25 protein-coding genes and 1 tRNA gene are annotated in these 25,650 nt (G+C 35.6%); 1 reads left to right on the top strand and 25 read right to left on the bottom strand.

Annotated elements, in window-relative coordinates; translation table 11 throughout:
* Positions 1-48: 48 nt before the first annotated feature.
* From FB2170_RS01585 to FB2170_RS01480, 22 genes are all read right to left on the bottom strand, one after another.
* Positions 49-591: a DUF7010 family protein gene (locus tag FB2170_RS01585; RefSeq protein WP_013304739.1), complete on the bottom strand. Its 543-nt coding sequence runs from the start codon at positions 589-591 to the stop codon at positions 49-51.
* Positions 592-613: 22 nt separating this feature from the next.
* Positions 614-2,416 carry a serine hydrolase domain-containing protein gene (locus tag FB2170_RS01580; protein ID WP_083802945.1) on the bottom strand — a complete coding sequence of 601 codons (1,803 nt, stop codon included), beginning with the start codon at positions 2,414-2,416 and terminating at the stop codon, positions 614-616.
* Between the two features lie 95 nt (positions 2,417-2,511).
* A complete protein-coding gene (locus FB2170_RS01575; protein WP_013304737.1) occupies positions 2,512-3,582 on the bottom strand; it encodes an alkene reductase in 1,071 nt (356 codons plus the stop codon).
* A 72-nt stretch (positions 3,583-3,654) separates the two neighbouring features.
* A complete protein-coding gene (locus tag FB2170_RS01570) occupies positions 3,655-4,425 on the bottom strand; it encodes an MBL fold metallo-hydrolase (protein WP_013304736.1) in 771 nt (256 codons plus the stop codon).
* Positions 4,426-4,432: 7 nt separating this feature from the next.
* Positions 4,433-5,149, bottom strand: coding sequence for a pirin family protein (locus FB2170_RS01565; protein ID WP_013304735.1), 717 nt, complete (start codon positions 5,147-5,149; stop codon positions 4,433-4,435).
* Positions 5,150-5,170: 21 nt separating this feature from the next.
* The gene (gap, locus tag FB2170_RS01560) at positions 5,171-6,166 is read right to left on the bottom strand and encodes a type I glyceraldehyde-3-phosphate dehydrogenase (protein ID WP_013304734.1); all 996 of its coding nucleotides are present in this window, start codon (positions 6,164-6,166) and stop codon (positions 5,171-5,173) included.
* Positions 6,167-6,191: 25 nt separating this feature from the next.
* Positions 6,192-6,938 carry an SDR family NAD(P)-dependent oxidoreductase gene (locus FB2170_RS01555; protein WP_013304733.1) on the bottom strand — a complete coding sequence of 249 codons (747 nt, stop codon included), beginning with the start codon at positions 6,936-6,938 and terminating at the stop codon, positions 6,192-6,194.
* 3 nt (positions 6,939-6,941) lie between these two features.
* Positions 6,942-8,045, bottom strand: coding sequence for a serine hydrolase domain-containing protein (locus FB2170_RS01550; protein ID WP_013304732.1), 1,104 nt, complete (start codon positions 8,043-8,045; stop codon positions 6,942-6,944).
* 7 nt (positions 8,046-8,052) lie between these two features.
* On the bottom strand, positions 8,053-8,655 hold the full coding sequence (locus tag FB2170_RS01545; protein WP_013304731.1) for a pyridoxamine 5'-phosphate oxidase family protein: 603 nt from the start codon (positions 8,653-8,655) through the stop codon (positions 8,053-8,055).
* Positions 8,656-8,658: 3 nt separating this feature from the next.
* On the bottom strand, positions 8,659-9,096 hold the full coding sequence (locus FB2170_RS01540) for a nucleoside deaminase (RefSeq protein ID WP_202795952.1): 438 nt from the start codon (positions 9,094-9,096) through the stop codon (positions 8,659-8,661).
* Positions 9,097-9,103: 7 nt separating this feature from the next.
* On the bottom strand, positions 9,104-10,399 hold the full coding sequence (locus FB2170_RS01535) for a serine hydrolase domain-containing protein (RefSeq protein WP_013304729.1): 1,296 nt from the start codon (positions 10,397-10,399) through the stop codon (positions 9,104-9,106).
* Between the two features lie 75 nt (positions 10,400-10,474).
* Positions 10,475-10,903: a hypothetical protein gene (locus tag FB2170_RS01530; protein WP_041632973.1), complete on the bottom strand. Its 429-nt coding sequence runs from the start codon at positions 10,901-10,903 to the stop codon at positions 10,475-10,477.
* Positions 10,904-11,038: 135 nt separating this feature from the next.
* Positions 11,039-11,176 carry a hypothetical protein gene (locus FB2170_RS17315; protein WP_013304727.1) on the bottom strand — a complete coding sequence of 46 codons (138 nt, stop codon included), beginning with the start codon at positions 11,174-11,176 and terminating at the stop codon, positions 11,039-11,041.
* A 259-nt stretch (positions 11,177-11,435) separates the two neighbouring features.
* Positions 11,436-12,422, bottom strand: a complete 987-nt coding sequence (locus tag FB2170_RS01525) for an alpha/beta fold hydrolase (RefSeq protein WP_041632972.1) — start codon at positions 12,420-12,422, stop codon at positions 11,436-11,438.
* A gap of 31 nt (positions 12,423-12,453) precedes the next feature.
* Complete coding sequence (locus FB2170_RS01520) at positions 12,454-13,008, bottom strand: carboxymuconolactone decarboxylase family protein (protein ID WP_013304724.1); 555 nt, start codon at positions 13,006-13,008, stop codon at positions 12,454-12,456.
* 115 nt (positions 13,009-13,123) lie between these two features.
* Positions 13,124-13,540, bottom strand: a complete 417-nt coding sequence (locus tag FB2170_RS01515; protein WP_013304723.1) for a nuclear transport factor 2 family protein — start codon at positions 13,538-13,540, stop codon at positions 13,124-13,126.
* A gap of 69 nt (positions 13,541-13,609) precedes the next feature.
* Complete coding sequence (locus tag FB2170_RS01510; protein WP_013304722.1) at positions 13,610-14,170, bottom strand: TetR/AcrR family transcriptional regulator; 561 nt, start codon at positions 14,168-14,170, stop codon at positions 13,610-13,612.
* Between the two features lie 143 nt (positions 14,171-14,313).
* A complete protein-coding gene (locus FB2170_RS01505; protein WP_013304721.1) occupies positions 14,314-15,438 on the bottom strand; it encodes an alkaline phosphatase in 1,125 nt (374 codons plus the stop codon).
* A 662-nt stretch (positions 15,439-16,100) separates the two neighbouring features.
* Positions 16,101-17,969 (bottom strand): FAD-dependent oxidoreductase, encoded by a 1,869-nt coding sequence (locus FB2170_RS01500; protein WP_202795951.1) that lies wholly within the window; start codon positions 17,967-17,969, stop codon positions 16,101-16,103.
* Positions 17,970-17,973: 4 nt separating this feature from the next.
* A complete protein-coding gene (locus FB2170_RS01495; protein WP_013304719.1) occupies positions 17,974-18,903 on the bottom strand; it encodes a DUF4434 domain-containing protein in 930 nt (309 codons plus the stop codon).
* Complete coding sequence (locus tag FB2170_RS01490) at positions 18,904-20,736, bottom strand: sodium:solute symporter family protein (protein ID WP_013304718.1); 1,833 nt, start codon at positions 20,734-20,736, stop codon at positions 18,904-18,906.
* 612 nt (positions 20,737-21,348) lie between these two features.
* Positions 21,349-21,421, bottom strand: a tRNA-Lys gene (locus tag FB2170_RS01480).
* 140 nt (positions 21,422-21,561) lie between these two features.
* On the opposite strand from FB2170_RS01480, the gene FB2170_RS01475 reads away from it, so the two are divergent.
* Entirely contained in the window at positions 21,562-22,077 is a 516-nt protein-coding gene (locus tag FB2170_RS01475; protein ID WP_148232037.1) for a shikimate kinase, read from the top strand.
* Here the strand turns inward: FB2170_RS01475 and FB2170_RS01470 are convergent.
* The 3 genes from FB2170_RS01470 to FB2170_RS01460 all read right to left on the bottom strand — a co-directional run bounded on the left by FB2170_RS01470 (position 22,069) and on the right by FB2170_RS01460 (position 25,645).
* On the bottom strand, positions 22,069-22,566 hold the full coding sequence (locus tag FB2170_RS01470; protein ID WP_041632631.1) for a phosphoribosyltransferase family protein: 498 nt from the start codon (positions 22,564-22,566) through the stop codon (positions 22,069-22,071). The two genes, FB2170_RS01475 and FB2170_RS01470, sit on opposite strands and share 9 nt — an antisense overlap.
* Before the next feature lie 91 nt (positions 22,567-22,657).
* Entirely contained in the window at positions 22,658-25,099 is a 2,442-nt protein-coding gene (locus FB2170_RS01465) for a TonB-dependent receptor plug domain-containing protein (protein ID WP_013304715.1), read from the bottom strand.
* Between the two features lie 171 nt (positions 25,100-25,270).
* Positions 25,271-25,645, bottom strand: coding sequence for an RNA-binding S4 domain-containing protein (locus FB2170_RS01460; RefSeq protein WP_013304714.1), 375 nt, complete (start codon positions 25,643-25,645; stop codon positions 25,271-25,273).
* Between the last annotated feature and the right edge of the window lie 5 nt (positions 25,646-25,650).

The following is a 25,650-nucleotide window of genomic DNA, read 5'->3' as shown; positions in this document are numbered from 1 at the left end:
TTATGACAAATGTTCTCTTTTACAATTTATTTTTTCGTACAGAATACCTTATTGCATAACCTTTCTTTTTCTTAGAATAAAAATTGTAATGATATATATCCCAATAATTGCAAACGGAATAGTGGCAAATCTATCTTCTGGGAAAAGATACCACAGTAAAACTACAAGAATGGTACGAGCAACGGCATGAAATATTCCTACCCAATGTTTGATTATCCATGAGAATGGAAGCCACATGGTTCCCGTAAGAATACCAACGGTCATTGGCAATGAAGTATAGTCTAACAGAAAAAAGGGGATTGCAATGGCATATATCAAAACGGACTGTCCCACGGTATACATAAACAGTCCATCAAATATATTTTTTGGCTTCGTTTTATCCAAAAAATCTTCACCGGTAAATTTTGATATAAATAACCCCAAGTATACAATACTACCGGTTGCAATAAACAGTATGATAACAGTAACTCTGTCAGTAAATAACAAGCCTGAAACTCCAACTATTAGCCAGGCAATAATCCCGGCTAAAGGAGTTGCAAGAAATTTTCCGTTTGAAAATTCTATTCGTTGTTCTTCTATTGTTCTTTCCATCTTTTATTCTTAGCTATTAATTCTATATCCATAATCTTAAAGGAACTAGGTTCCAATAGATTAATACTACAATCCATTGTAAAGCAAACAAAACCCCTATTATATCTACTTTTAATGCATTGGCCTTCTTTATTTTTAGACTACTAAGAATCAATGCCATGGGAAGAATTCCGGTAACTATAGCCAATAGAACATTTGCAATCGTAAATTCGCCTAAATTTAAGAAAGATTGATTTAGAAGAAACGGAATTGGAATTACAAGCCCTAAAATGGATAAAAATGGCAATGGTATAATCTGTATTTTTTTGAAAAGTTTATTTTGAAAAAGTAGGTAAGAACCTCGAATTAGAATAATTAGTAAACCTATTATTCCAACAATAAAGCTCAACCACAATAGGCCCAAATAAACTGAACTTGATTTTTCATAAGTTACCAAACCATCACCAATAAATTGGACACCTTCATTCTTATATAGAACATGGGAAGGGTTTACTCGATCTTCTTTTCGGAATAAATGACCACCAACTGGTAAAAGAGAGTAAGGTTCATTTTGAATGGATTTAATAAATAACTCATTATTTATTGTTTGTACCTGTATTGAATTGAAAAGTAAATCCAGATAAGCAAACATTTTAAATCGAACAGGGTTCATGCGATAATAACCTTCAAATTCTTTAATATTAGAAGGTAAACCGTCTTTTGGTTTAAGCTTGTCTGGCTTAGTGATTCCAAGGTGATTTATAAAAATGGTATTGAACTTCTCATAATCAGCAGTTTCACTATCAGAATTAAAACTGATAAAGAATCCTTTTTTTTGCTCAGGAAATAAATAGAACGTTGCCCTATACCCAAAGGTATTTCCTCGATGAAATTTTCCAACTACGCCATATCTATCTCTATAACTTAGACCAAATTGATATCCTGAAGTCAATCCATTCTTATAGGATTCAGTTGTTTTGGGTTGGCCCATGTGTTGTAGTAATTCTATATCAATGAAAGGTTTTTCATTTATATGACCATCATTCATTAAAAACTTTGCAAATAAAGCCATATCACTTGCCGTTGTTGTAAACTGCCCTGCAGGGCGCAAAAACATGGGGATGTTTTCTTGTGTTGCCCCATTATCAAAATGCCCCATGGCCATAGTTTGGTCTAAAGTATTACCTATTTGAGTCGTAAATTTAAATGTACTATTATTCATGCCTAATGGAAGAAGTAGATTTTGATCCAAATAAGTTTCATAGGGTTCTCCCGTAGTTTTTTCAATAATCAAGCCCAAAAAAGTATAGCCCATATTTGAATAAGAAAACCTAGACCCTGGTTTGGTTCTTACTTTCAATACAGAAAAATTTTTAGTAAAAACATGCTCTAGAGGTTCATTGGCGGAAGGCTTTGTACTAAACACTTGCCAGAATCTTGAATCCTCAATGCCAGAAGTATGATTTAATAAATCTCGAATAGTAACTGGGTGATTTTCTTTCCAAGGATTATCAAAAGGGATATGTGGTACAATTTTTTGAACAGGACTATCTAAATCTAATTTACCTTGACTTGATAACCGGAGAATACCTGTTGCTATTAGCGTTTTTGTTATTGAACCAACGAGAACTTTGTCAGTTTCTTTTAAAATTTCTTTTGTGTTGGCATTTCTTGAACCTAATGCCCCGGTGGTAATGACCTCTTCATCGACAATTGACCAAACAGCACCAGTTAATTTTTCATCAACTAGTGCTCTATTAAGGTACTCTTCTATAAGAACAGTCTTTTGTGCCATGCTAATATTAGCGAATAGTGCGCATGAGAGTATAATAAATAGCTTACGCATTTTGACTGTTTTTAAAAGGCATGATTAATTAATCAGAATATTTTCAAGTTCTTATTAAATATTTCTTTTGGTGCTTTTTGATTGTTCATGAAATTTCAATAATCAGTATAACCATTTTCTCCTGGTGAATAGAATGTATTCATATCCGGTGCTGTCAATTCGGTTCCATTTTGTAGTTTTTCCACAAAATTGGGGTTAGAGATAAATGGTCTTCCCACATACACTAGATCTAAACCACTATCAAGAATACCCTCAGCTTTTTCAATGCTATCAATATCTCCGCCAGATATTACAGTTCTTTTGAAATGGTGTTTAATGGTTTTCTTAATATCTGTTATAAAATCAGGTGCACCAAAAGCAACTCTTTGGTCCACTACATTAATATAGGCAATGTTCATTTTTTTCAACTCCTTTGATAGATAAACAAAAGTATCTTCTAAATCTTCATAATCTGATAGCATATCATTAAAGGCGCCATATGGTGAAAAGCGAATGCCAACTTTATCTGATCCTATTTCTGCAACAACAGCTTCAGCCACTTCAAGTACAAGGCGTGTTCTATTTACAATAGAACCACCATAAGAGTCTACTCTTTGATTGGAATTTGGGTTGATAAATTGGTTAAGTAAATAGCCATTGGCAGCATGCAACTCTATACCATCTATATCAGCTTCGTTTATCAACCTTTTTGCAGAGTTTACAAATTCATTTTTAACAGTTTCAATTTCTTCCAAAGTCATTGCTTTAGGTGTATCATGAGCAACCATTCCGTCAGTGTCTGTAAACATTTCTCCAGGAGCTTGAATACTCGAAGGGGCAAGTGCTATACTTCCCACCGGCAAATTAGCTTTTGCCGTAATTCTGCCAGTATGCATTAGTTGGATAAAAATTTTACCATCTTTTGCATGTACAGCATCGGCAACTTTCTTCCAGCCAAGAATCTGGTCATCGGAATATGCTCCTGGAATACGAGGATATCCAAGGCCATTGGGGGATGGAGACGTACCTTCTGATATAATTAGACCAGCACTTGCCCTTTGTTGATAGTATTCAGCCATTAATTCATTCGGAATGTTGCCAATAGCCCTGCTACGGGTCATCGGAGCCATTACTATTCTGTTTTTTAACGTTGTGTTTCCTAAAGGAAAAAATTTAAATAAATTCATATGATTTTAATTTTTAGATTGATGGTTCCTTCAACTCTCCTTGAGTTTTAAAGGTGGGTGTTACCTGATGGCTTATTCTATAACCATTAATTCGCCATCTTCGGGAATTAGGACACCATTGTTAATATTATTAGTTTTTAATAATTCTCTTAGTTCTTTTCTAGTTAATGGACAGTGATTTAATGATTCCATATGGTTTGCAATAACTTTTCCTGAGCTGTTTTTTACAAATTTTAAAATATCATCTATATTCATAATCAGCTCTCTGAACAAATCGAATCGAGCGGCACCACATGCCAAAACACTTATATCTGGCTTGTATTCTTTTAAAACTTTATCTACTGAAGGTGTGTAAATAGTATCTGAACTAAGGTAAATAGATTTTTGATTGGGTAGTTTTAGGAAATACCCTATCACATTACCCATTGGTTTAGCAATAAATCCATATCCATGTTTTGCTGGTATTCCTTCAATGGTTCCTCCTAGATATTTTTGTTTCTCCCAATACTTTAATGATTGAACTACATTTACCCCTCTTTTCTTAAGTGCTTCCCTGTCTTTTATACCACAGGTAACCGGTATGTTTCTATTGATTAGGAATTCAACTCCTTTACTGTCAATATGGTCTGGATGTTGATGGGTTATTAAGCAATGCGTTACCTTTTCTAAAATAAGATTCGAATTTTCTGGTAGTGGAACTATCGGGTTTCTTCTTACTTTATGTCTGAAAAGCGTGAAAGAAGGCATGACTCCTTGGTCTCCTAGCATAGGGTCGATTAAAATCACATCTTGTTCTGTTTCCAGAACCATTGTCGCATTTCTTATATGGTGGACCTTCAACATTGTACGATTATTTATTTGTCATTGGAATTTCCATTAACAAAAGTTTGGAGTTAGAATCTGCCTTAATGGTTATTTTATCAATATCCCAAATACCGAAACCATCTCTTTTATTTAAAGTTTGATTTTCAATGGTTATATCTCCTTCTAATACAAAGGCATAAACTCCATTAGTTTTGTCCTTTAACTCATAAAATCGCTCTTTTCCTTTTTCAAAATCCCCCAAATGAAACCAGGCATCTTGATGAATCCAAACCCCGTCGTCATTTTCATTAGGAGAAAGAATTTGAACAAGTTGATTGCCGACATCGCGATTTTTTAAAGTGATTTGGTCATATCTAGGTTCAACATTATTTTTATTTGGAATTACCCAAATTTGCAGGAACCTCACCTCATTCTCTGAACTCCTGTTATGTTCACTGTGTGATATGCCTTTTCCAGCACTCATGACCTGTACATCACCTTCTTTGATTACGGCCACGTTGCCCATGCTATCCTTGTGCTCTAAATCACCTTTTAACGGAATAGAAATTATCTCCATGTTTTTATGCGGATGCGTACTAAAGCCCATTCTGGCGCTTACCACATCATCATTTAAAACGCGCAACATTCCAAAATTCATTCTGTTGGGCTCGTGATAGTTACCAAAACTGAATGAATGATGAGATTGTAACCATCCGTGATTGGCTATTCCTCTGGTATTTGCTTTATGTATAATACTTTTCATAGGTTATCAAAATTTCAAAGTTTATTCTCCATCTACTATTATCTGCCGTATCATTTGGTTTGTAAATCCCCATTCATTGTCGTACCAGGTCATTACTTTCAATAAATCACCATCTACAACTCGGGTCATACTCAAATCTACAGTTGAGGCATAAGGACTTTTCACAATATCAGAAGAAACGATAGGTTCCGAAGTGGTTGTCAAAACGTTCGTATACCTATTTGTCTTAGATTCCTCCTCAAATATGGAATTTACTTCTTTTATAGTTATTGGCCTTTCCGTTACGAAAGTCATATCAGAAATAGAACCAACAGGAATTGGTACCCGTAGCGCTACACCATCAAATTTCCCGACATATTCTGGTAGAGCTTTGGTGGTTGCTATTGCAGCACCTGTTGAGGTTGGTATGATGTTGGTGGCACCTGCTCGCCCCATTCTAAAATTTTTGTCAGAAGGAGAATCAACAATTCCTTGCGATGCTGTATATGCATGCACAGTGGTCATTATTGCTTTTTTAATGCCAACTGTACGACCTAAAATTTCAACAATAGGGCTAATGTTATTTGTAGTACAGCTCGCACATGAAAAAATTGCCGTATCTCCATCTTTAGTATTTACACCATGTACAACAGTTGGAATCTCACTACTTTTCGTTGGTGCTGATATGATTACACTTTTGGCACCAGCTTTAATGTGTTTTTTTGCATCTTCATTTGAAGTGAAAAATCCAGTACTTTCAATAACAACATCAACTTGATGTTCTTTCCATGGTAATTCTTCAGGGTTTCTTTGAGAGTTGTATTGAATTTTTTTATCACCGACAATTAGGTTGTTTCCATCATGTGAAACCTCCTTTTCGTAAATCCCATAAACCGAGTCATATTTTAATAGGTAAGCGATATTTTCGATGGAAACAATGTCGTTGACAGCCACCAACTCAAGCTTTGGAGATTCTAGGATTACTTTTAAGGCAGCTCTACCGATGCGACCCATTCCGTTTATTGCTATTTTTTTCATTTTTTATATTTGTTTGCTTATTAGATTAGTTCCTGCCGGCTATTACACCCCCATCAATATCCCAAATAGCTCCTGTTACCCATGAAGTCTTATTTGACAATAGAAATAGAATGCTGTTCGTAATATCTAAGGGAGTTCCATTTCTGCCAATTGGATGAAAGTTATGGAAAGATTCCAAAGCCTTGTTTGCTTCTTTTTCGCCTCCAAAAACCGCATTGTAAACAGGTGTTTCAACAACAGCAGGGGATACAGCGTTAACTCTGATATTATATTCAGCTAGTTCCATAGCTAAATGTTGTGTTAACGAATGTAATCCAGCCTTTTGCATAGAATATGCAGAGGAGGGAGTTGCCTTTATTGCTTGTTTAGCCCACATGGAACCGATATTGACAATAGACCCACTTTTTGTTTGTTTCATTTTCTCTGCTGCTGCCTGTGATATAAAATAAAAACCCCTGTTTAAATCTAAATAAGAATCATAATCCTCAAAACTATGATCTAAAAAGGATTTTGGTAAGAAAAAACCGGAAGCGTTAACCAAGTAATCCAATGAATCAAAACTTGCAATGGAATTAATTAGCTGAGTTAAATCTTCTTTTTGGGTGATATCATATTTATGTTTAATCAAATTGGGTGCATCTTCAATTTTATTTATGTTTCTACCAACAATGTGTACTTGAACTCCTTGTTCCAATAGTTTTTCAGCAGTTAATTTGCCAATTCCGCTTGTTCCTCCAATAATTAAGGCAATTTTGTTTTCTGTTTTTTCCATCACTTATTGTATTAGTTTGTATAATTCGTCTTCAAAAGATTTGTAGGTCTGAGCATACCTATTATTACTAAGAATTACTATGTGCTCATTGCTTTTAGGTAAATAAATTACTGATGTTTTATATCCAGACCAGCTTCCATTGTGGTATACCCATTTACCTTTACTTTTAGTCTCATAAATTGCCAGTCCATAACCATATTTTTTAGAAACATTATCTACAGAAGTCATTTTACTGAAACTTTTCTCTGATATAAGTATGTTTTCTCGTAATGCTTTTTTCCATTTTTCAAGATCTAATATTGAGGAATAGACTCCACTATCACCGAGAACTCCGTTCATCCAATGAATATGTTTATGGTTTGAGTCATTTTCAACTTTTTGATATTTTTTAGATTTCTTATTAAAGGTGTGCCCTAGCGCAATATTCTTGGTTTTGTTTGGAATTAAATCCTTGCTATATACTTTTGAATGGGTCATTCCTGCAGCATTAAAAAGATTGGTTTGCACATAGGTTTCATAGGGTTGTTTGCTTACAACTTCTATTATCAAAGCAAGCATCGCATAACCTGTATTGTTGTATTCATACTTGGTGCCAGGTTCAAAACTTAGGGGCAGTTTTTGACTTGAAAGTACATGGGGTACATTGCGATGTGTAGCCTGTTTTTTTCGATTCCATATTCGTTTTTGATAGAGTAGTTTTTGAATGTCTGGAAGTCCCGATTGATGTCTTAAAAGATGCTCAATAGTAATATTGGGATAAGGAAATGCTTTAATGATATTTTTTACATTATCATTAAAATGTAATAACCCATTTTCTGCCAGTTGCACGATTGCTGCCGCTGTAAACTGCTTGGATACAGAGGCTAGTTCAAAAATGGTAGAATCATTGAGCACTTTTTTAGATGAAAAATCACTCCAACCATAATTTCCTGTAAATACAAGTTTATCGTTTTTGGAATATAGTACATTGCCATTGAACCCTTGGGATGCATGAATTTTTGCCAAGCTATCTATTCGATGGGCAATCTGTGAATTTCCGATGAAGCCAAATGCCAGAACCAAAATGAGAATTACCAATTTTTTGATTTTGAATACGCGGTTTTCCATGTTCCTTCTAATTATTGGATTTTAAATGATCAATTGTTGTTTCCAAGGTTTTAATTTTGGACTCCAAAGGCTCGGTGATTTTCTTTATTTCATCAGCAGCGAAACGTTGTTTTATATGCTGCTTGCAATTAACATCCCAAGCTTTTACTTTAAAAACTATAGCACGTTCAATTTTTGCGTTATAGTTTTCGTCCCGCAGCGAAGCAATTAATGATTCATCAGTATCTACATAAGCAGTTCCCCAAATTTTTATTCTGGTTTGTGATACATAATGCATTAAAAAAATGGTGGCTTTATTGTTTTCGCTAAGATTACCAATTGAGATATATTGTTTGTTACCTGAAAAATCAGCAAAGGCCAAAGTTTCATTGTCAACGACTTTTAAAAAGCCCTTTTTGCCACCGCGATGTTGAATATAAGGTTGTCCATCTGCATTTGCAGATCCAAAGTAAAATGAATCCATGTCTTTTAGAAAGCCTTCTAAGTCTGATGAAACCTTAGAATTCCAACCACCAAACTGTTCCATTCGAGCATAACTGTTTCTGGATTTAAATTGTTCTTGAAACTTTTTTACGGCTGGCGTGAATACTATGTCGCTGGTATAATTCATTTTTCAATTATTAATTGATAGTTGTTGACATTCTTTAACTAAAACACCTTCAATAAAAGATGGAGGTTGACTCCAAATTGGAATGTTCTCAGTTTCTAAAAGATTAAATTCAGAACTTTTACCTCCGATATATTTTGACCGCAATCCAAATACGACGGTACCTATTTCATAATGTCGAATTACATAAGAACACATAACACAAGGTTCATGAGTTGTGTAAAGTATGGCGCCCTTCAATGATTTTACTTTTTTTAAAGCGTTTTGAATTGCTTCTATTTCGGCATGTCGGGTTATGTCCTTTTTTGAACGGGTATTTTCTCTTCCAATTCCTAAAATCTCATCTTTTGACACTATTAATGCACCTACTGGGGTGTTTCCATTTTGCTTTGCTTCTTCAGCAAGTTGAATACATTTGGCCATATAAAAATCATGATTTACCATATTTAAATTATTTTGTGCGCTTTGCATATTTTTTTCTGTAGCGTATCACGCCCATTAGTATTGATAAGATTACAATTGATATAACACCTCTTCCAATTATGGACTTCATTTTATCCTCAGACATTGCGAATAAAATAACATCTACTTTCTTCGTTTTCCAGAACACCCATTCGCTTGCCAATTTTGTGGCCAAATCTGAATTACCTGTTTCTAATACTATAATTCCATCTCCAGTCTCAGGATTCAGTCGTACTGCTGTATTAATTGGAGGTGTACTTTTCCCGTCATGACCAATAATAAAATCTCCATTATCTGTTTTGGTATATAGAATAGTTCCAAGCCCCCAAATATCCATACCCAGTGAAGTTGCATGTACTTCTCTCATACTTTTTAATGTCTCTGGTTTTAGAACATTTCTGCCAATTGGTTCGTTGTTTTTTCCTTTCATGAAAAATTGAAAGAACAACTCCAAATCTGATATTGAAGTATAAAGTGATGTAGCGGCCAGAGAAGTATATCGATAATGTTTAGCCTCAGACCCATCATCATTATAGAATTCTACCAATTTATAGCCAGAATCCTCATTCCATTTATAGTTTGAATAATTCATATTCAAAGGCTCAAAAATGGTGTTTTTCATATATGAGGTAAACGATTCCCCACTAACTTCTTCAACAAGTAGTTGTAAAAGTGTAAAGCCTCCTCCGGAGTATTTAAATTCACCAGGCTCAACACCAACTTCGACCACCCCTGAAACACCTTTATCTGCATCCGCGGCATTTGTTAATGAAGCCTCAAGTTCTTGTATGCTTTCTTCTGATTCAAAGCCAGAATAACCAAGCCCATCAGTAAGCCCGGCAGTATGACTTAAAAGCCTTCTAACCGTTACTTTGTCATTATTGTACTTGCTTTCCGGTAATTGCCATCTAGTTAAGTATGTACTTACGGGAACGTCTAAATCCAGCTTGCCGTTTTCTACCAATTTCATGACTCCAACAGCCGATACCCACTTACTTAAAGAGGCAACCTGAAATACCGTATTTCTATCTACTACGGTTCCTGCTGTGTGAAATATTTCAGCTTCAACTTTACCATTGTTAATTGTCGCCATGGCAAAATTACCAACAAACTGATTTTTGACTTCATCATTGACAGCATGAATAAATGATTTGATATCGCTTTCATTTGTTATTGATTCGCGCCACCATCCGTTCATTGTACTCGATACAACAGTAACAATCCATAGGGCAATCGCAAATAATGTTATTGCCAAATATTTAAGTATGCGTTTAGTGGTTTTCATAATATAAGTTGTTGATAGGTTGGTTATTGACATTAGAACGAGGCAAAAGAAGATTACACTTCCTTTGAACTGATTCTAACTTTTATACAATGGATTTTGTACATCATAATTGATTAGGATAATCAATGGAATTGCATATGCAATATGACGTAACAATGTGATCACTGGCATCAATGGATCCATGTCCAATCCAGCTATTCCGGCACCTAATAAGGGTAGCATAAAGAACCATACTAAAGCAATGGTTTCGGCTACAACGAAGGTAATTGCACGTGCCCATTTAGGCCCCCATAGAGAAGGTGCTATACCTGCAAATAAAATGGCCAATAAAACGCCGTTTGAATAGTGTCCTATAACGCCATATGTTAAACCAAGTCCGGTCTTTGCTCCCAGTATTCCTGGAATATCCCACCAAGTACCTGTAAATAATAGTCCTGCAAGATCAAATAGAATTGTACCTATAAATCCTGCTAATATTGCTCTTTTCCAATTTATTGTTTTCATAATATTCCGTATTGTATGTTTATTTGTTCTGTCTTTTAAAATTCCATCTAACCCTTTTACTGGCATTTGCTATTTCAAGTTTTCTATAATCGAAATAGGCCGATTGAGTATTGTTTGTAGTTTTCATTGCCTCTTTTATTTAGTAATTGATAGTGCTTCGAAAAATCCCATTTCAAAATTAGGTTTGGGATAGGTCCTCTTAATTTTACCATAGCTACCTTCCTGCATTCTGATTGTAGAAAGAGCTATCAAATTTGATTTGATTGTTTTCATAGTTGTAATGTTTTATGAGGATCGTTCTAGGTAATTGGTAGACCTTGAACTAATTAGCCTCTTGTTAATTGATATTTTTTTTATTTAAATCATATGCAAAACTATTTCAAGACTATAGGGGAGATCTGTCTTAAAAGGAGAAAGATCTGTTCGAAAAGGAAACCATTTGATTTGATGGATTTCATAGTTGTTTTCGATTTTTAAAGGATGGTTCGAGGTTTTGGGCAAACCTCGAACCGATTTTTTTATTGACCTCATGTTATTTGATGTTGTTTTTCTCTAGAAATTTTAAAATGTAATTCGCTATTTCAGTTCCTTTTTCTTCGAGAGCAAAATGACCTGTGTCCAGTAAATGGAATTCCAAATTTTTTAAATCTCTTTTGTATGGGTGGGCCCCATCAGCAGGGAATATATAGTCATTCTTCCCCCATACGATCAGGGTAGGAGGTTGGTACTCCCTAAAGTATTGTTGCCACTCAGGATATAAGGGAACATTGGTTCTGTAATCGTAGAACATTGCCAATTGTATATCATTGTTCTCTTTACGTGTTAAGTGTTGAAGGTCAATGCTCCAGTTATCAGGACTAATTTTTGTCGAATCTTGTACACCATGGGTGTATTGCCATTTTAGGCCTGCGGGAGAATGAAATCCTTCCAGGGGTTTTCCATTTTCCGGGGTGTAATCATTCCAATACTTTTTGATTGGATCCCAGAAATCTTTTAAGCCTTCCTCATAGGCATTCCCGTTCTGGATAATCAATGATTCTATTCTTTCTGGGTATTTGGCAGCAATTCTAAAGCCTATTGGTGCGCCATAATCCATTAAGTAAATGCTGTATTTATCAACTTTTAGTTCTGATAGGAAACCTTCTACCATTTTTGACATATTGTCAAACGTATAGTCAAAATCATTCATTAAAGGTTGATCACTACGTCCAAACCCAGGATAATCCGGAGCTAAAACATGATAATGAACAGACAAGTCTGTCAATAAATTTCGAAACATATGCGAAGAAGTAGGGTAGCCGTGTAATAAAAGGATTGTGGGCTTACTAGTATCACCTGCTTCTCTATAAAAAATATTCATTCCATTGACCTCTACCGTATTGTGATAGGTGGGTTGTGCTTCCTTTTCTGATTTTGGCACTTTGCTTATTTCCTTTGTATTTTTAAAGGAAGAACCTGTTAGGACCATGGTAAAAATAATGGCCATACTTAAAACTGATTTGATTGTTTTTGCTTTCATGATTGTTGTTTTTGTTTTGTTGTTATAATTATTAAACTGTTTGTAGGTTTTCAATTCCTTGTGCTTTTGGAAAATCAATTTCAAACCCACCATTGTGATATACATAATTGGTGATTGTGGTCATTGAAATAGCTGCAATTAACTCTGCAAAGGCCGCCTTTGTATATCCTACTTCAAAAAATCTGCTTGTAGTATTTTCGGTCGGATGTCCTTTACTTTCAATAAACTCACTAACTAAGGTTACCAAAACATTTAACTTGTTGTCGGCTATGGAGTTCGAACGTAATTCAAGAGTTTCTTCTTCTGAAAAACCATTCATTTTTCCTATTGCCGTATGTGCCGAAAGACAGTAGGCACAATTATTGGCTTGTGAGGTGGCCAATGCGATAGCCTCATATTCTTTATTTGAGAATTCACCGCTCTTTAAAGTATCAACGAAGGTCAAGTAACCACCCAATAATTTATCTGATACCCCCATAGTTGCATATAAGTTGGGTACCATGCCTATCTTACTTTTTAAGTTTGAAAAAATGGCCTTGGAATTTTCGTTGGCCTCTTCTTCTTTTAAAGGATTTAATGTGTTCATAATTTTAAATTATTATTTATGTTAAACTGAATTTTGATTAATATCATTATCGATATCGTCGTTTGCTGTTCCATTCTGAACGGCTTGATTGTTTTAGTGTTTTCATTTTTTTGTTTTAATGATTAATAAATTTTCTATCTGATTCAATTATGTCGATATCATTGGCACTCATATCCCGTACTTGCATTAGCCCATCTTTGTCAAACTCCCAATGTTCATTGCCATGGGTTCTTTTCCATTGTCCACTATTTGCATCTTGCCATTCGTATTCAAAACGGACCGATATTCTATTATCTGTATAGGACCATAGATACTTTCTTAATATATAATGCCTTTCGTTTAACCATTTGTCTTTTAGAAATTCAACGATTGCTTTTCTTCCTACAAAGAACTTATCTCTATTCCTCCATTGCGAGTCAAGAGTGTAAGCCATCGATACTTTTTTGGCATCTCTACTATTCCAGGCATCTTCAGCGGCTTGTACTTTTGCTGCCGCAGATTCATTGTTAAAAGGGGGGGTTATTTTTTTCATATTTATAATTTACGTACAGACAAGTCTGTTCTTTATGTCGTTAAAAATTTATTCTACTTACTATTTGTTCTACGCTAATAGTTTAACGCATGCCTTTTTTGCACTTTTAATGGGCCAACTATCTTTTTGAATTTGAGATAATATGATGGCTCCTTCTATTAGGATGAGCACTTGATCACCAAGTTCGGGAACTTCCTCAGCGCTGTACTGGTTTTCATTTTTTAAAAGTTCGTACACCCATTTTCGTAATTCATTCTTATGATATATGGCTTGTGTTTTAATTTTATCATTGCCACTAGGTAAATCTGTAATTATATTTTGCCATCCACAGCCTCTGAAATTAACCTCGGTCAACCATTCGATTAAGTAATCAAAACACCCTATTACTTTATGTTTAGAAGTTTTGTTCCTTGAAACACAATCATTGAGTTTACCCATCCACATCGCATGTCTTGCTATTAAATAGGCAACGGCAATATCTTCTTTTGAACGAAAGTGCTGATACATACTGGCCTTGGCAACTCCAGCCTCTGCTATAATTTGGTTAATACCGGTTTGGTTATACCCTTGATTATAAAAGAGGTCAGAAGCTGTTTCAATAATGCGTTCTTTTACTCCTAACTTTTTCATGGGACAAATATATAATCTAATTTTATAAAACAGACAAGTCTGTATGTTTTTAACATATAATTAACATAGTAAGTCTGTACTAGTCATGGTTTATTGGAACTATGGCTGGAACTTAGTTTTTTCGTCTTTGATTTCTTCCACATTTAGTCTTGCCCCCTCCATTTTGTAACTTTCAATATTTTTTCAAATATGTCATTATTCTCGTAGACCCCAATAAATTCTTTTGATCCAGGACCAAAAGCAAATACAGGAATCAAAGCAGCGGAATGTCCCCCGTTTGAAAATGACATACCAACTTGGCTATAATCACTATACTCGGTACCATCTGCTCTTTTTTTTATTTGAGCGGATAAGGTAAAACCCCCTGTCTCATGATCAGACGTTACGATGACCAAAGTATGGCCATCTTTTTCGGCATAATCCAATGCTTTACCTATGGCATCATCAAAATCAATAAGTTCAGATACCAGATATGGTCCATTATTTTGATGTCCTGCCCAATCTATTTGGGAACCTTCGGCCATCATAAAAAAGCCTGTATCATCTTTGCTTAAAAATTGAAGGGCCAATGAAGTTGCTTTTGAAAGAAAGTCTCCGCGACCTTCAGCCGCGGGTGGCATATCATCTGCAGCCAAAAGAAATCCTGCTTTTTGGTTGGTTCTTATTTTAGAAAAATCAACAAGAGCTGTGGTATCAATCATGAATTTTTTTTCTTTTAAGGCCTCCAACAAGTTTCGCCCGTCTTTCCTCTTGTTAAAAAACTGAAGTCCTCCTCCAGCGAAAAAATCTACTTCTGATTGCGTCAGATGCAGCGCAATTTCTTCGGTTGACCCTCTATTAAAGGTATGTGCAAAAAAACTGGCAGGGGTTGCATGGGTTATAGAAGAGGTGGCAATCATACCCGTTTTGATGTTTTTCTTAGAAACAATCTCTACCAAATTTTTCACCGTTGTCGAATCATCGGCCACGCCGATAGCACCGTTATAGGTTTTGACCCCACATGCAAAAGCCGTCGCCCCTGCGGCAGAATCGGTAACGTCTTCCCTAGAAGAGGAAGTGTTGATTAAACCTATATCGCTAAATCGGGCATAGTTGGGCGAAGAATCTTTGAAATAGAACGCTGAAGAAATCTGAGATAATCCTGTCCCATCACTTATCAATAGAATTACATTTTTAGGTGCAATAGCCTTTTTTTCACCAATTTGACTTGACTTACAATTGAACAACGTAATTGCTAGACAGGTTAAAACTATTTTTTCAAATTTCATTTGATTTCATTTTTTAAGAAAGTTTCCACTGAATCTTTATTTGAACTTTTGAAGTGACTGTTTTTAAAGAATTAAGAGCACCTAAATTTACGGTATTAAATACAATGTGTATCTATTTTTTGTATCAATCAAAGGTCAAAAATGTTTTTATATTTTAAGAATAGTGACAATTTTCAGTTTGTTTAATTGTCTTTGGGCCTTTTGATTTTTTTCCTAGGTTGATTTACCCAACACTACTATTTTCAATTACTTTGGTACTGTCGCGATGCTCCATTTAGGAATAGAGCAATGGGCTACCGATGTGCGCACCGCGATAGTTGCTTCTTTTTGTATAATTATGAAGGTCTTAAAGTGACCTGGCTGGGGTTTCAACCTAATGCTCTCATCCCAATGAAAATCGGAAAATTACTAATTTTCACTTCTCGTGTTGACGATTTGTGAACTGATTCTAAGATAAATTAAATCGAAAGAACTTTCGCTTTACAAATGTAATTCTAAAAATCTAAGTAGTAAATAGGCACAAATTAATCCAATTAAAAGAAAGGAATAATGGGGGAAGTTAATGTCTTTTAAAACGTTCGTTTTATGGGCCATCTAAAATTCGGGGTTTTTACGCTGTTAGCTGTAGTCTTACCCTTTCAGCAATTCCACCTTTGTTTAAACTAATTTTTCTTTAGCTTGTCTTGTTTTAAGTTTCCATAAAAATTGACTTCCATTACAAAAGGGTTTAAAATTTTATCGATTAATATACTAACGGATCTTCTATTTAAAGAAATTGAATCACTATAATCTTGGTCGATTCCCCATGATTTCCAATCGCCTTTGATGAGCATTAAGGAGGAATCGGAATTCGCTTTTTCCACTAAAGAATTAATAAAATTAGGTGTAGCTGGAGCTCCTGAAGCATGAATTAATTCTAATTCGGGATAATAGGGTAGCAACCCATTTTTCAATTCATATTCAGATACTACTTGATCTGGATAAAACCAAGTCTGATTGGCCCATTTATATGGAATTCCATACCCCTTTAAAACTCCAGTTGCACCTATACGTTGCATAGCTTCAAATGCAGAATCTTCTTTTTTAACATCAATAAAAGGCATGAGATACGCATTGCTTTCCAATAAAGCATTTTGCACTTTTCTAATCGAAATTTCGGAAGGTATTTCATTTTCTTTAATGGCAGTTGCCGCCAAAGCCCCTGCTGCTTGACCTATACCTAAAATAACAGGCTGTAGACGGGTTGTGCCATTAACAATATTTGAAACGCTAATATTCTTTTCGGCCACGATAAAATTCTCCGTTTTATTAGGAATCAAACTCCCTAAAGGAATGTTATAACTTGGTACTTTGATATTGATAAAATCGATTCTGGGAGCATTTGGATTTTTATCATGATGATGGTCAATTGGGTAATCGCCAACCGCTATTCCTGTTTTGTAGAGGTTGAAGTCATAAGGCCTTTCCAAATGATCTACTATCAAAAATGTTTTTCCCTTTACCCTTCTTGCTTCCCTATCATAAGGAATCATAGGCAGGTTATCTTTTGTCGGGAATTCTTCGGCTACCCTTAGGTTTTTGAAACCCAATTCGTTTTGAATATAATAGATAAAACCTTGGGTAAAGGACTTAGCTTCATTAAGTTTTTCTTTCCTTTGACTGGTAGTAAGTTCTGGCCAATTCAGATAAAAATCATTCCCGCAATTTGGCCAGTTTATCATGTATTTATCATTGGGAAGTTTCCCATAATCTAACATTTGCCGACAGTTTGAGACTCCTCCGAACATCTCCCCATTTTCGCGTTTACAAGCACATTCGTAGGCTTCTGGATTATAGTTTTTAGGTTTCTTAACTAGACCTTTGTTCCTACGTAAGTTGGAATCTTTTGAAACATCCTCAAGGATTAAAACGTACGTCAAATCTTGAACAATGGTATTGGCAGTTTCAGGAGCCTCTTTTTCGCCGGTATCCTCTCTGGAATCCATTCCCAAACGAAAGTCTGCTTCGACTAAGGGAAGCAGTTCTCCAATTTCTGTTGCATCGATTAAGATTTTGGTTTTAGTAGTATACCATTTTTCTTTTTGTTTGTAGGTGACTAGCCACCCCTCACCATCTTTTTGAACATCTCTATAAATCGCGTTAAAAGCAATTTCAAGATTGGGTTCATCGGCCATTTCTTTAAGTAATCTATTCCCAATCGATGGCTCAAAAAGTGTATGACTTACCCAGCCGGTGGCCAATGCTTTTTCTCCGCCATAATAGTCTCTTAATTTTTGCTGAAACTCACCCCAAATGCCAGATGGCATTTCATGGTTGCCGTCGATTGCAGAAACCCCCGCAGAAGTCAACATACCACCGAGCCATGGTGTAGCCTCAATAATTTGAACATTTATCCCCATTCGAGCAGCCTGAATGCCTGCTGATGTTCCTCCGGCTCCACCGCCAATGATTAGAACATCCACTTGGTTTTGAGCATGGGCAAGAGGCAGCGAAAGGAATACAATAAAAAGGAGTTTGAACTGATTTATCATCATTTCATTTTTGAAAGTGTTCCATGTATCTATTATATAAATGTCCAGCCTGTAAATAAGCCGACTGCGGACTCATAAAATGGGAAAACTCAAAGGTGATGGCTTTTTCACAGCCTGCCCGTTTTGCAGCCTCTAGTTTTAGCAGAAGTTTTTCCCATTTAATAGGGAGAAATTTGATAGGCATATCTCTGTCAAAAGACTCCGAGTTTGTCCAAGACTGCAATGCGTATTTATCAGCTAGGGATTTGTTGATAGTCAAGTATTCTTCTAATTCATTAAAATCTACATGACCATCTTGAAATGCCACAATATCGATACTATTTTTGATACCATCGAATATTTCATCCCATTCAGCTTCATGTTCTTTGAAAGTTATGAACGACTCTTTTGTGATTTGACCTGTTCTGGCCAATACGGCTTTTTTTCCATCCATCCATGGAGAAATCAATACAGGTAAACCATTGCTAATTGCCTTACAATGATTACCAAGCTTTGCTATAGATTCAACAGCACCTTTGGTCTTTCGACTTAACTCCAAACTCATATACCAGCCACCAAAACTTTTGAAATGTCCATAGTTTTTATAAACTTCTTCAATGACCTGAAGATTTAGGTCAATTTCATGTCTCATGTCACCGGTGTCCCAATACTTACCACTATCGTAAGTGCCAAAATAAAACATCATTCCATACTTTTCTGACAACTCCAAATATAATTTCAGTAAATCAACGGGAGGCTTAAAACACCCTTGCATATTTACCAAATATTTTGAAGGATATGTTAGAAATTTTCGATAGCCAGAACGAATTAAAATGACAGTGTCGATGCCCATCTTTTTCATATGCTGAAAATCAATATCCCATTCTTTTTCACCCCAATTTTGATGGGGAATATCGTGGCTGATCTCGTCTAAAAAAGTTCCTGTTATTTGCATTTAAGTATCAATTTCTTTCAGATTATCCCACCAGTATTTTTTTAGTAATACACTAGTTAAAATTAATATACCACTCCAAATTAACATTTCGGTATTTTGACGTAGCATAAAATAGATGGGAATGACCACCTGTGCCATTTGCCAAATAATTCCGACGATTACGTTGAAGGTATCGCGTTTAAAATCTAAGTTAGGTACAAAGCTAGGGTCTTCTGCCGTAACTTCTTTTTTAATAGGCCCCCAGAAACCCCATGGTTTGGTCTGCTTATAGAATTTTTTGACTTGTTCTCTGTTGGGTAATGGTTCTAAAAAGGTTCCTATTATACAGCCTAGTAAAGCGAAAGCAAAAATTAATGGAAACACAAAAATATCTACATAATTAGGAAAGAAGATAAACTTCACCGTAGATGCGATTAATCCGAAAAGCATTCCCCAGAAATAACCATTTCCTGAAAATCGCCACCAAATCCATTTTAAAACATTAGCCGCTACATACCCTCCATAAAGGGAAGAACTCAACCATAAAATCAGAGTATTTAAGGAGCCAGCGTTAAAGCCAAAAATAATTCCTACCATTACCAAGAACAACGAGGAAACAATACTTAACTGTACTAATTTCTTGTCGGGAGCACCAGGGTTGATGTATTTCTTATAAATATCATTAACGATATAGGCTGGAGCGGAATTCACAAAAGCAGCGAAGGTGCCCATAAAGGCCGCAAGAAATCCTGCCAGCATTAAGCCTTTTAGACCAACTGGTAAAAATTTGTTAATGGCCATTGGCAGAACTTGTTCAAAATCGATGTTATCACCCATAGCCAATAATTCAGGACCTAGATAAACCAAAGCTAAAACAGCAAAACCAATAATCATAAAATATCGGGGAATGTATAAAACACAAACCGTCAAAAAACTCATTTTTGCAGCTTCTACAGGAGTTTTGGTTGCCAAAACACGTTGCATATCGTAGCTTGGAACCGGACCGGCTATAGAGGCAAAAACACCTTTTAATACCATCAAAATAAAGAGTATTCCGAAAAGGTCAAATCCGTCGGATGCTATTTTATTGTTCACTTGCGGAAAGGCCGAATTACTCCAGTCGAGATCGAGTTTCCAACCAAATGAGAGTTTACCCCAAGTTTCGGGAACGACACTTGCAATCTGTTCCGCAGTAACCATATTATAAGCCACGATACCAACACCAACGCAGGCAAAGGTCATGATGACGAATTGCATAACTTCGGTGGCCACCACGCTATGCATTCCACCTTTGACAGTATATAAAGATGTGAGTCCGCAAATGATCAAGGCGTAACTTCGAGCTGAAGAAACTTTATAGCCAAGAAACTCAAAAGCCATATCCCATGGAAGTATAGAGGTGCAATACTTGCCAATACCTTCAAAGAAATAAGCAATAAACCCGAGAACGCTTATGACTGCAAAAATGACAATGATTATGTGTGAAAGTTTTGCCCCTTTACCGTCACCAAAACGAAATGTAATCCATTCAGCCCCCGTCATGACATTAGACCGGCGCATCCAAATGGCAAGATATACAAATACGAAAACTTGATTCCAGACGGGCCATAGCCAAGGTAACCATGCACTTTTTAATCCGTAAACAAAAAGAATACCTACGCTCCACATGGTTCCAGAAATATCAAACATCCCCGAGGCATTACTCAATCCGAGATAGTACCAAGGGAGTTCATTTCCTCCAAGGAAATAGGATTCTAGATTTTTTGATGATTTTTTGGAAAGGTAAAATCCGAGTAATAGAACACCGACAACATAAGCAATTACAATTCCAATATCCCAAGGGGAAAGGGTCATTTATGTTTTAGTTTGGTTTCAGCCATACAAGGTAATTAAGTTTTTGATAGCTTAGAAATTGTCCTAACAACTATTTTCATACCACAACTTTTGAATATCTCCTTCTGATAAAAAGTTATTTCCTTGTTTGCTTTTAGTATTCTCGTTATTTACCCTTTGATGGAGCACTATAACCTTAAGTTTTATGAAATTCCAAGTGGACTGGACATTTAAAACCTGCTCAGCACATTGCCCTCCACTTTGTTACAGTCAAAAGTGCTTCATAAATTAGGTCTGGGAAACAACCCCAAACCCAATACTTTGGGGTTTCGTGCGCTTTAACTGAAATGGAAAATATTAAAAGCTGTAAGTAATTGAAAATCAATTGTATAAAAAAAGCTAGCAATTATAAAATTTGCTAGCTTATTGATAATCAAGTATTTAAAAAGTGACCTAGCTGGGATTAACTTTGCTCAGCTCGTTTGACCCAGCGATCTCGTCCTGCAAATGGAAAATCCCCTTCATCCTAACAGATGCCAAATTTTTGTTTCTGTCCAAAACCTGCAGCAAGCTCGGCCTTTCTTCAAAAACAAAAATCCCTGTCAATTCTGACAGGGATTTTCCGTTTGATAGTGACCTGGCTGGGGCTCGAACCCAGGACCCTCTCCTTAAAAGGGAGATGCTCTACCAACTGAGCTACCAGGTCATAATTTCAATACTAAGCTTTCATCTTAGCGGCTGCAAATATAAGATCAATAATTTATTTAACAAGCCTATTTTTATAGAAATTTTAGTTTTCTTTGAATTCAAATTATAAATAGTTCATTTTTACATAAATATAGCGCGGTGAAAATAGTTTTGGTTGGGTATATGGGTAGTGGTAAATCTACGATTGGTAGATTGTTGGCCAATGAGCTGAATTATGATTTCATTGATCTTGATGATTTTATAGAATCAAACGAGCAAATGAAAATTCCAATGATTTTTGAATCAAAGGGGGAAATCTATTTTAGAAAAAAAGAATTTGAATACTTGAAACAAATACTGGCCAATAAAGATAATTTTATACTTGCTACAGGTGGTGGTACCCCTTGTTATGGCGAGAATATGTCTGCAATGCTTGAGGCAACCAGTAATGTGTTTTATTTGAAAGTCTCAATTAGCAGACTTATTGATAGATTGGTTTTGGAAAAAGAACATAGACCATTGATAACCAATATTCCTGATGAGGAGTTGCCTGAGTTCATTGGCAAACACTTGTTTGAACGTAGTTATTTTTATTCCAAAGCCAATAACAGCATCTTTTGCGATGAAAAAAAGGCGGATGAAATACGTTCTGAAATAGAAGGGTTATTAGTCTAGATAGACCAAATCATTTTTTGCTTGAAACTTTACGTGAACATGTTCTTGAAGTGATGTTGACAAAGAAATTCCTTTATAATCTGCCTTTACAGGATATTTTTTATGATTTCTATTGACCAAAACCGCTGTTTTCAATTGTTTTAGCGGTGTAATTAAGAAGTGGTGGACACCATAAATCAAGGTGGTGCCGGAATTAAGAACATCATCTACCAGGACTACAGATTTGTTTTTGTAATCATCAACAGGAATTGAAGTTTTCACCTCACCTTCCAACGGATTTTTTTTGTTCATGCTAACCTTGCATAAGGTTATTTCCGCATCAGTTATATCTTTTAGTACACGTTGTATTTTTTTTGCAAAGTTGAGACCGCCACCTTCAATTCCTGCAATGACTATTTCTTTCTCGTCTACATTGGCTTCATAAATTTGATAAGCTATTCTACGGGTTTTATGCTGTATCTCTTGATGGGACAGTATTTTGTTCTGCATGGTTCTTGAATTACTTTCCAAAGATAAAGAACTGTTTTTTACCAAGCTGTAGTTCTTACGTATTATATGAGTTGCTGTAAGTAACTCAATCTTATGGTAAATTTAAATAAGTTACAGCGCTAATAATTTCCCCATCCAATGAGATTCCTTCCAACACTATCTGATAAGGTGATGTTACATCAGAGGTGTAAAAAGAAATGTTGGCCTTATTCTGTTCGTCCAATCTAATTGTAGGGTTCCAATATATGGTTGATCTATAATCAGATTTGGTATCTTCTTTTTTTTGGGTTTTATAAACGGGCTCATAGAATTTTTTGGCTTGGTACCCCGGATGTTCAAAACTAACAATACCTCTTTTTTTATAGTCTTCCGCTGTATTTGGTTTTTCAGAACCATCCTTTGTATATATGGCTATTACACCACCACCTGCACGTAATCCATAAATCGCCGCTCTAGGACCTTTTACTATATCAATAAAATCAATATCCAAAAAAGCTATATCGTCAACATCCTCAACAGGCATACCATCTAAAAGATACAGTGGTAAACTATTTCCCAATGAAATGTTTCCTCTTAATGTGCCGCTTGCAGAATATCCTGGTATCCTACCCACAAGTCCTATAAGCCAATTGTCATATGGCAAACCTTTAATGTCCTTAAAATCTATAGTATGCGATGGTTCTTTATATAGTGATAATGATCTTTTTTTCTTGTATTGACTATTTCTATCAGTAATAACTTCTTCAAGAACCACTTCATCCAATTCAATGGTTCCTTTTGGCATTTGATATAAGGATTCAAGATACGCTGTAGCTATATTCTTCGGCCCTCTTGAAAACCCCTCTGGGCGCTGTTTTTGTTTTAATGTGATTTCAGGCGCAACGAACGAATCCATTTCTATATGAAAATTCATAATTGGGTTTTTGGCTCTTTTTCTTTGTTCCGTGTTTTTTATTTTTTTTGCTTGGATGATAACAGAAGTTGTATCCAAAAAATTTAAGTTATTAAAAGCAAATTGCCCATTGTTATCTGTCAGCATGACTTCATGTACCAATTCTTTGCTATTATCATAAGTAAGTGAAACTTCGGCAATGGCCGATTTATTATGATTGTAAAAGTTTTTTATCTGCCCGCTTAAGCTAATACCGGTTTCAGCGAAAAAGATTGGTTTTGACGGGTCATTTAACGTGTCATTAGTTATGAATTTCCTCCACCCTTGGGTCATCATCAATATATCAAGATTTCTTTTTCTATCAGGGTCATCCGAATTAAAGTAATAACCAGGTTTCTCTATGTTACCCTTAAGCTCAGACTTTAGTAAGAGTTGTGATTTTATACCCAAACCAAATGGATCCGGTTCAATAGCTGACATATCTGTAACAGCGATTGACATATTGGGTTGCACTTTTTCTTGTATAATAGAGTCTATATGGATTTCTAATTTCACCAATTCTCGCTTTCCATATTCTTTTTTAGAAGGCTTAATACTTACATTAACACTCGCTTTGTCGGTTTCATAGAACGATAAGCGTTCGCTTATGGGTTTTTTGTTATTATCGAATAGGGTGAACTGGACTATCCCTTGCTCCAGAATTCTTTTTGGCACTTTAATTACCGACTTGCTCTTGGCACCTTTTAATTTAACCCTAATAACAGCCCCTTCTCTTTGTGTACCCAAAAGGCTAAAATTTTTCAACCCATTATTCAGTGAAGATTGTAAAGTGATTCTAAAGTCTTTGTCGTGTTCGGTTACCTGCATAACTGTACCATGCCCTATACCAATCGGAAGGTCGTAAATTAATTTAACCCCTTCGTGAACAATGTTCAGTTTATAGGAACTGTCTGGTTTAGGAATAAACTCAAACACACCCATTCCGAATTTAGAGGTTTTTAATTCCAATATTTCCTTACTTGCGTTATCAGTAATTGTTCCTTCAATAGCAATACCTTCGCCGTTTACACCAACCGCTTTAAATCCTACTCTATTCAAAAATCCGTTTACCAGATAACCGCCCTCAGGGAAAAACTGTATATCGGGTTTTGCTTTATCCACTATGTTTGCATCCGGCACTTTATTTATCGTTCCGTCGGATTTTAGGGCTTTTATGTAAACCTTTTTTCTAAAGAAATAAGCTGAATCAAAATTCCGCATATAATTGGTATAGGCCCTAACCGTGTATTCACCACTGATAAGGTCAGGCGATAATTCAAAATTTCCTTCGCCACCGCCATCTGTGATTTTGATGGTTTTTGTCTCTATTATCTCATTACGAGGATTTATCAATTCTACATAAGTTACTTTACTCCAGGTTTTTGGGGTATGTGTTGCGGCATCCAACAGATACGTTTTGAACCAGATATCTTCCCCTGCGTAATAATTGGGTTTATCAAATTGAATGTATATTTTTTCATTTGAATAATAATCATTGTTCCGGTTTGAAAAGGAAGAGAAGAGGGTAAACAGGATGATGAATAGAAAATTAAAAAGTACTTGTGTTTTAATGGAGTATTGATAAAAAGATGCTTTTTTCATAAATCTAGAACTGTTTGGAAGGTGGATTTTATATTCTTTAAAATCTCTACCCTAAATTTCCTACAAAAATTAACACTAAACAAGCAAAAAAAAGATAAACAAGAAGTTTTAGCGTTTATCGGTAATGGGTATAGATAACCTAGGATATGTTAATTAAATCACAGCATTGCTTTATTCTTCCTCATCACCCAAAAACCCATCTATTTCTCTACGGTCCTTTTTGGTTGGTCTTCCGGTGCCTCTTTTACGATAATATGATTTTGAATATTTTAATAATTCTTCATTCTCAAAAGCTTCCTTAGGAGTGGTATCTTTTCGATAAATATCCACCAATTTTGCGCCAACCCTGTTTTTAGGAATGTCCAAAACCGTAAATTGATAATTGATTTGGTTCTTTCGAACAACTATTTGGTCGGTAGGGTATATTTCCCGAGCTGGTTTTGCAACTTGGCCATTTATTTTCACTTGCCCTTTTTTACAGGCAGTTGAAGCAATATTCCTTGTCTTAAAATAACGGGTATGCCATAAGTATTTATCAATCCGCATAAACA

It is taken from the genome of Maribacter sp. HTCC2170 (assembly GCF_000153165.2).
GTDB lineage: Bacteria > Bacteroidota > Bacteroidia > Flavobacteriales > Flavobacteriaceae > Maribacter_A.
Note: the sequence above shows the minus strand (reverse complement) of the source record. Positions and strands in the feature narration are given on the sequence as shown.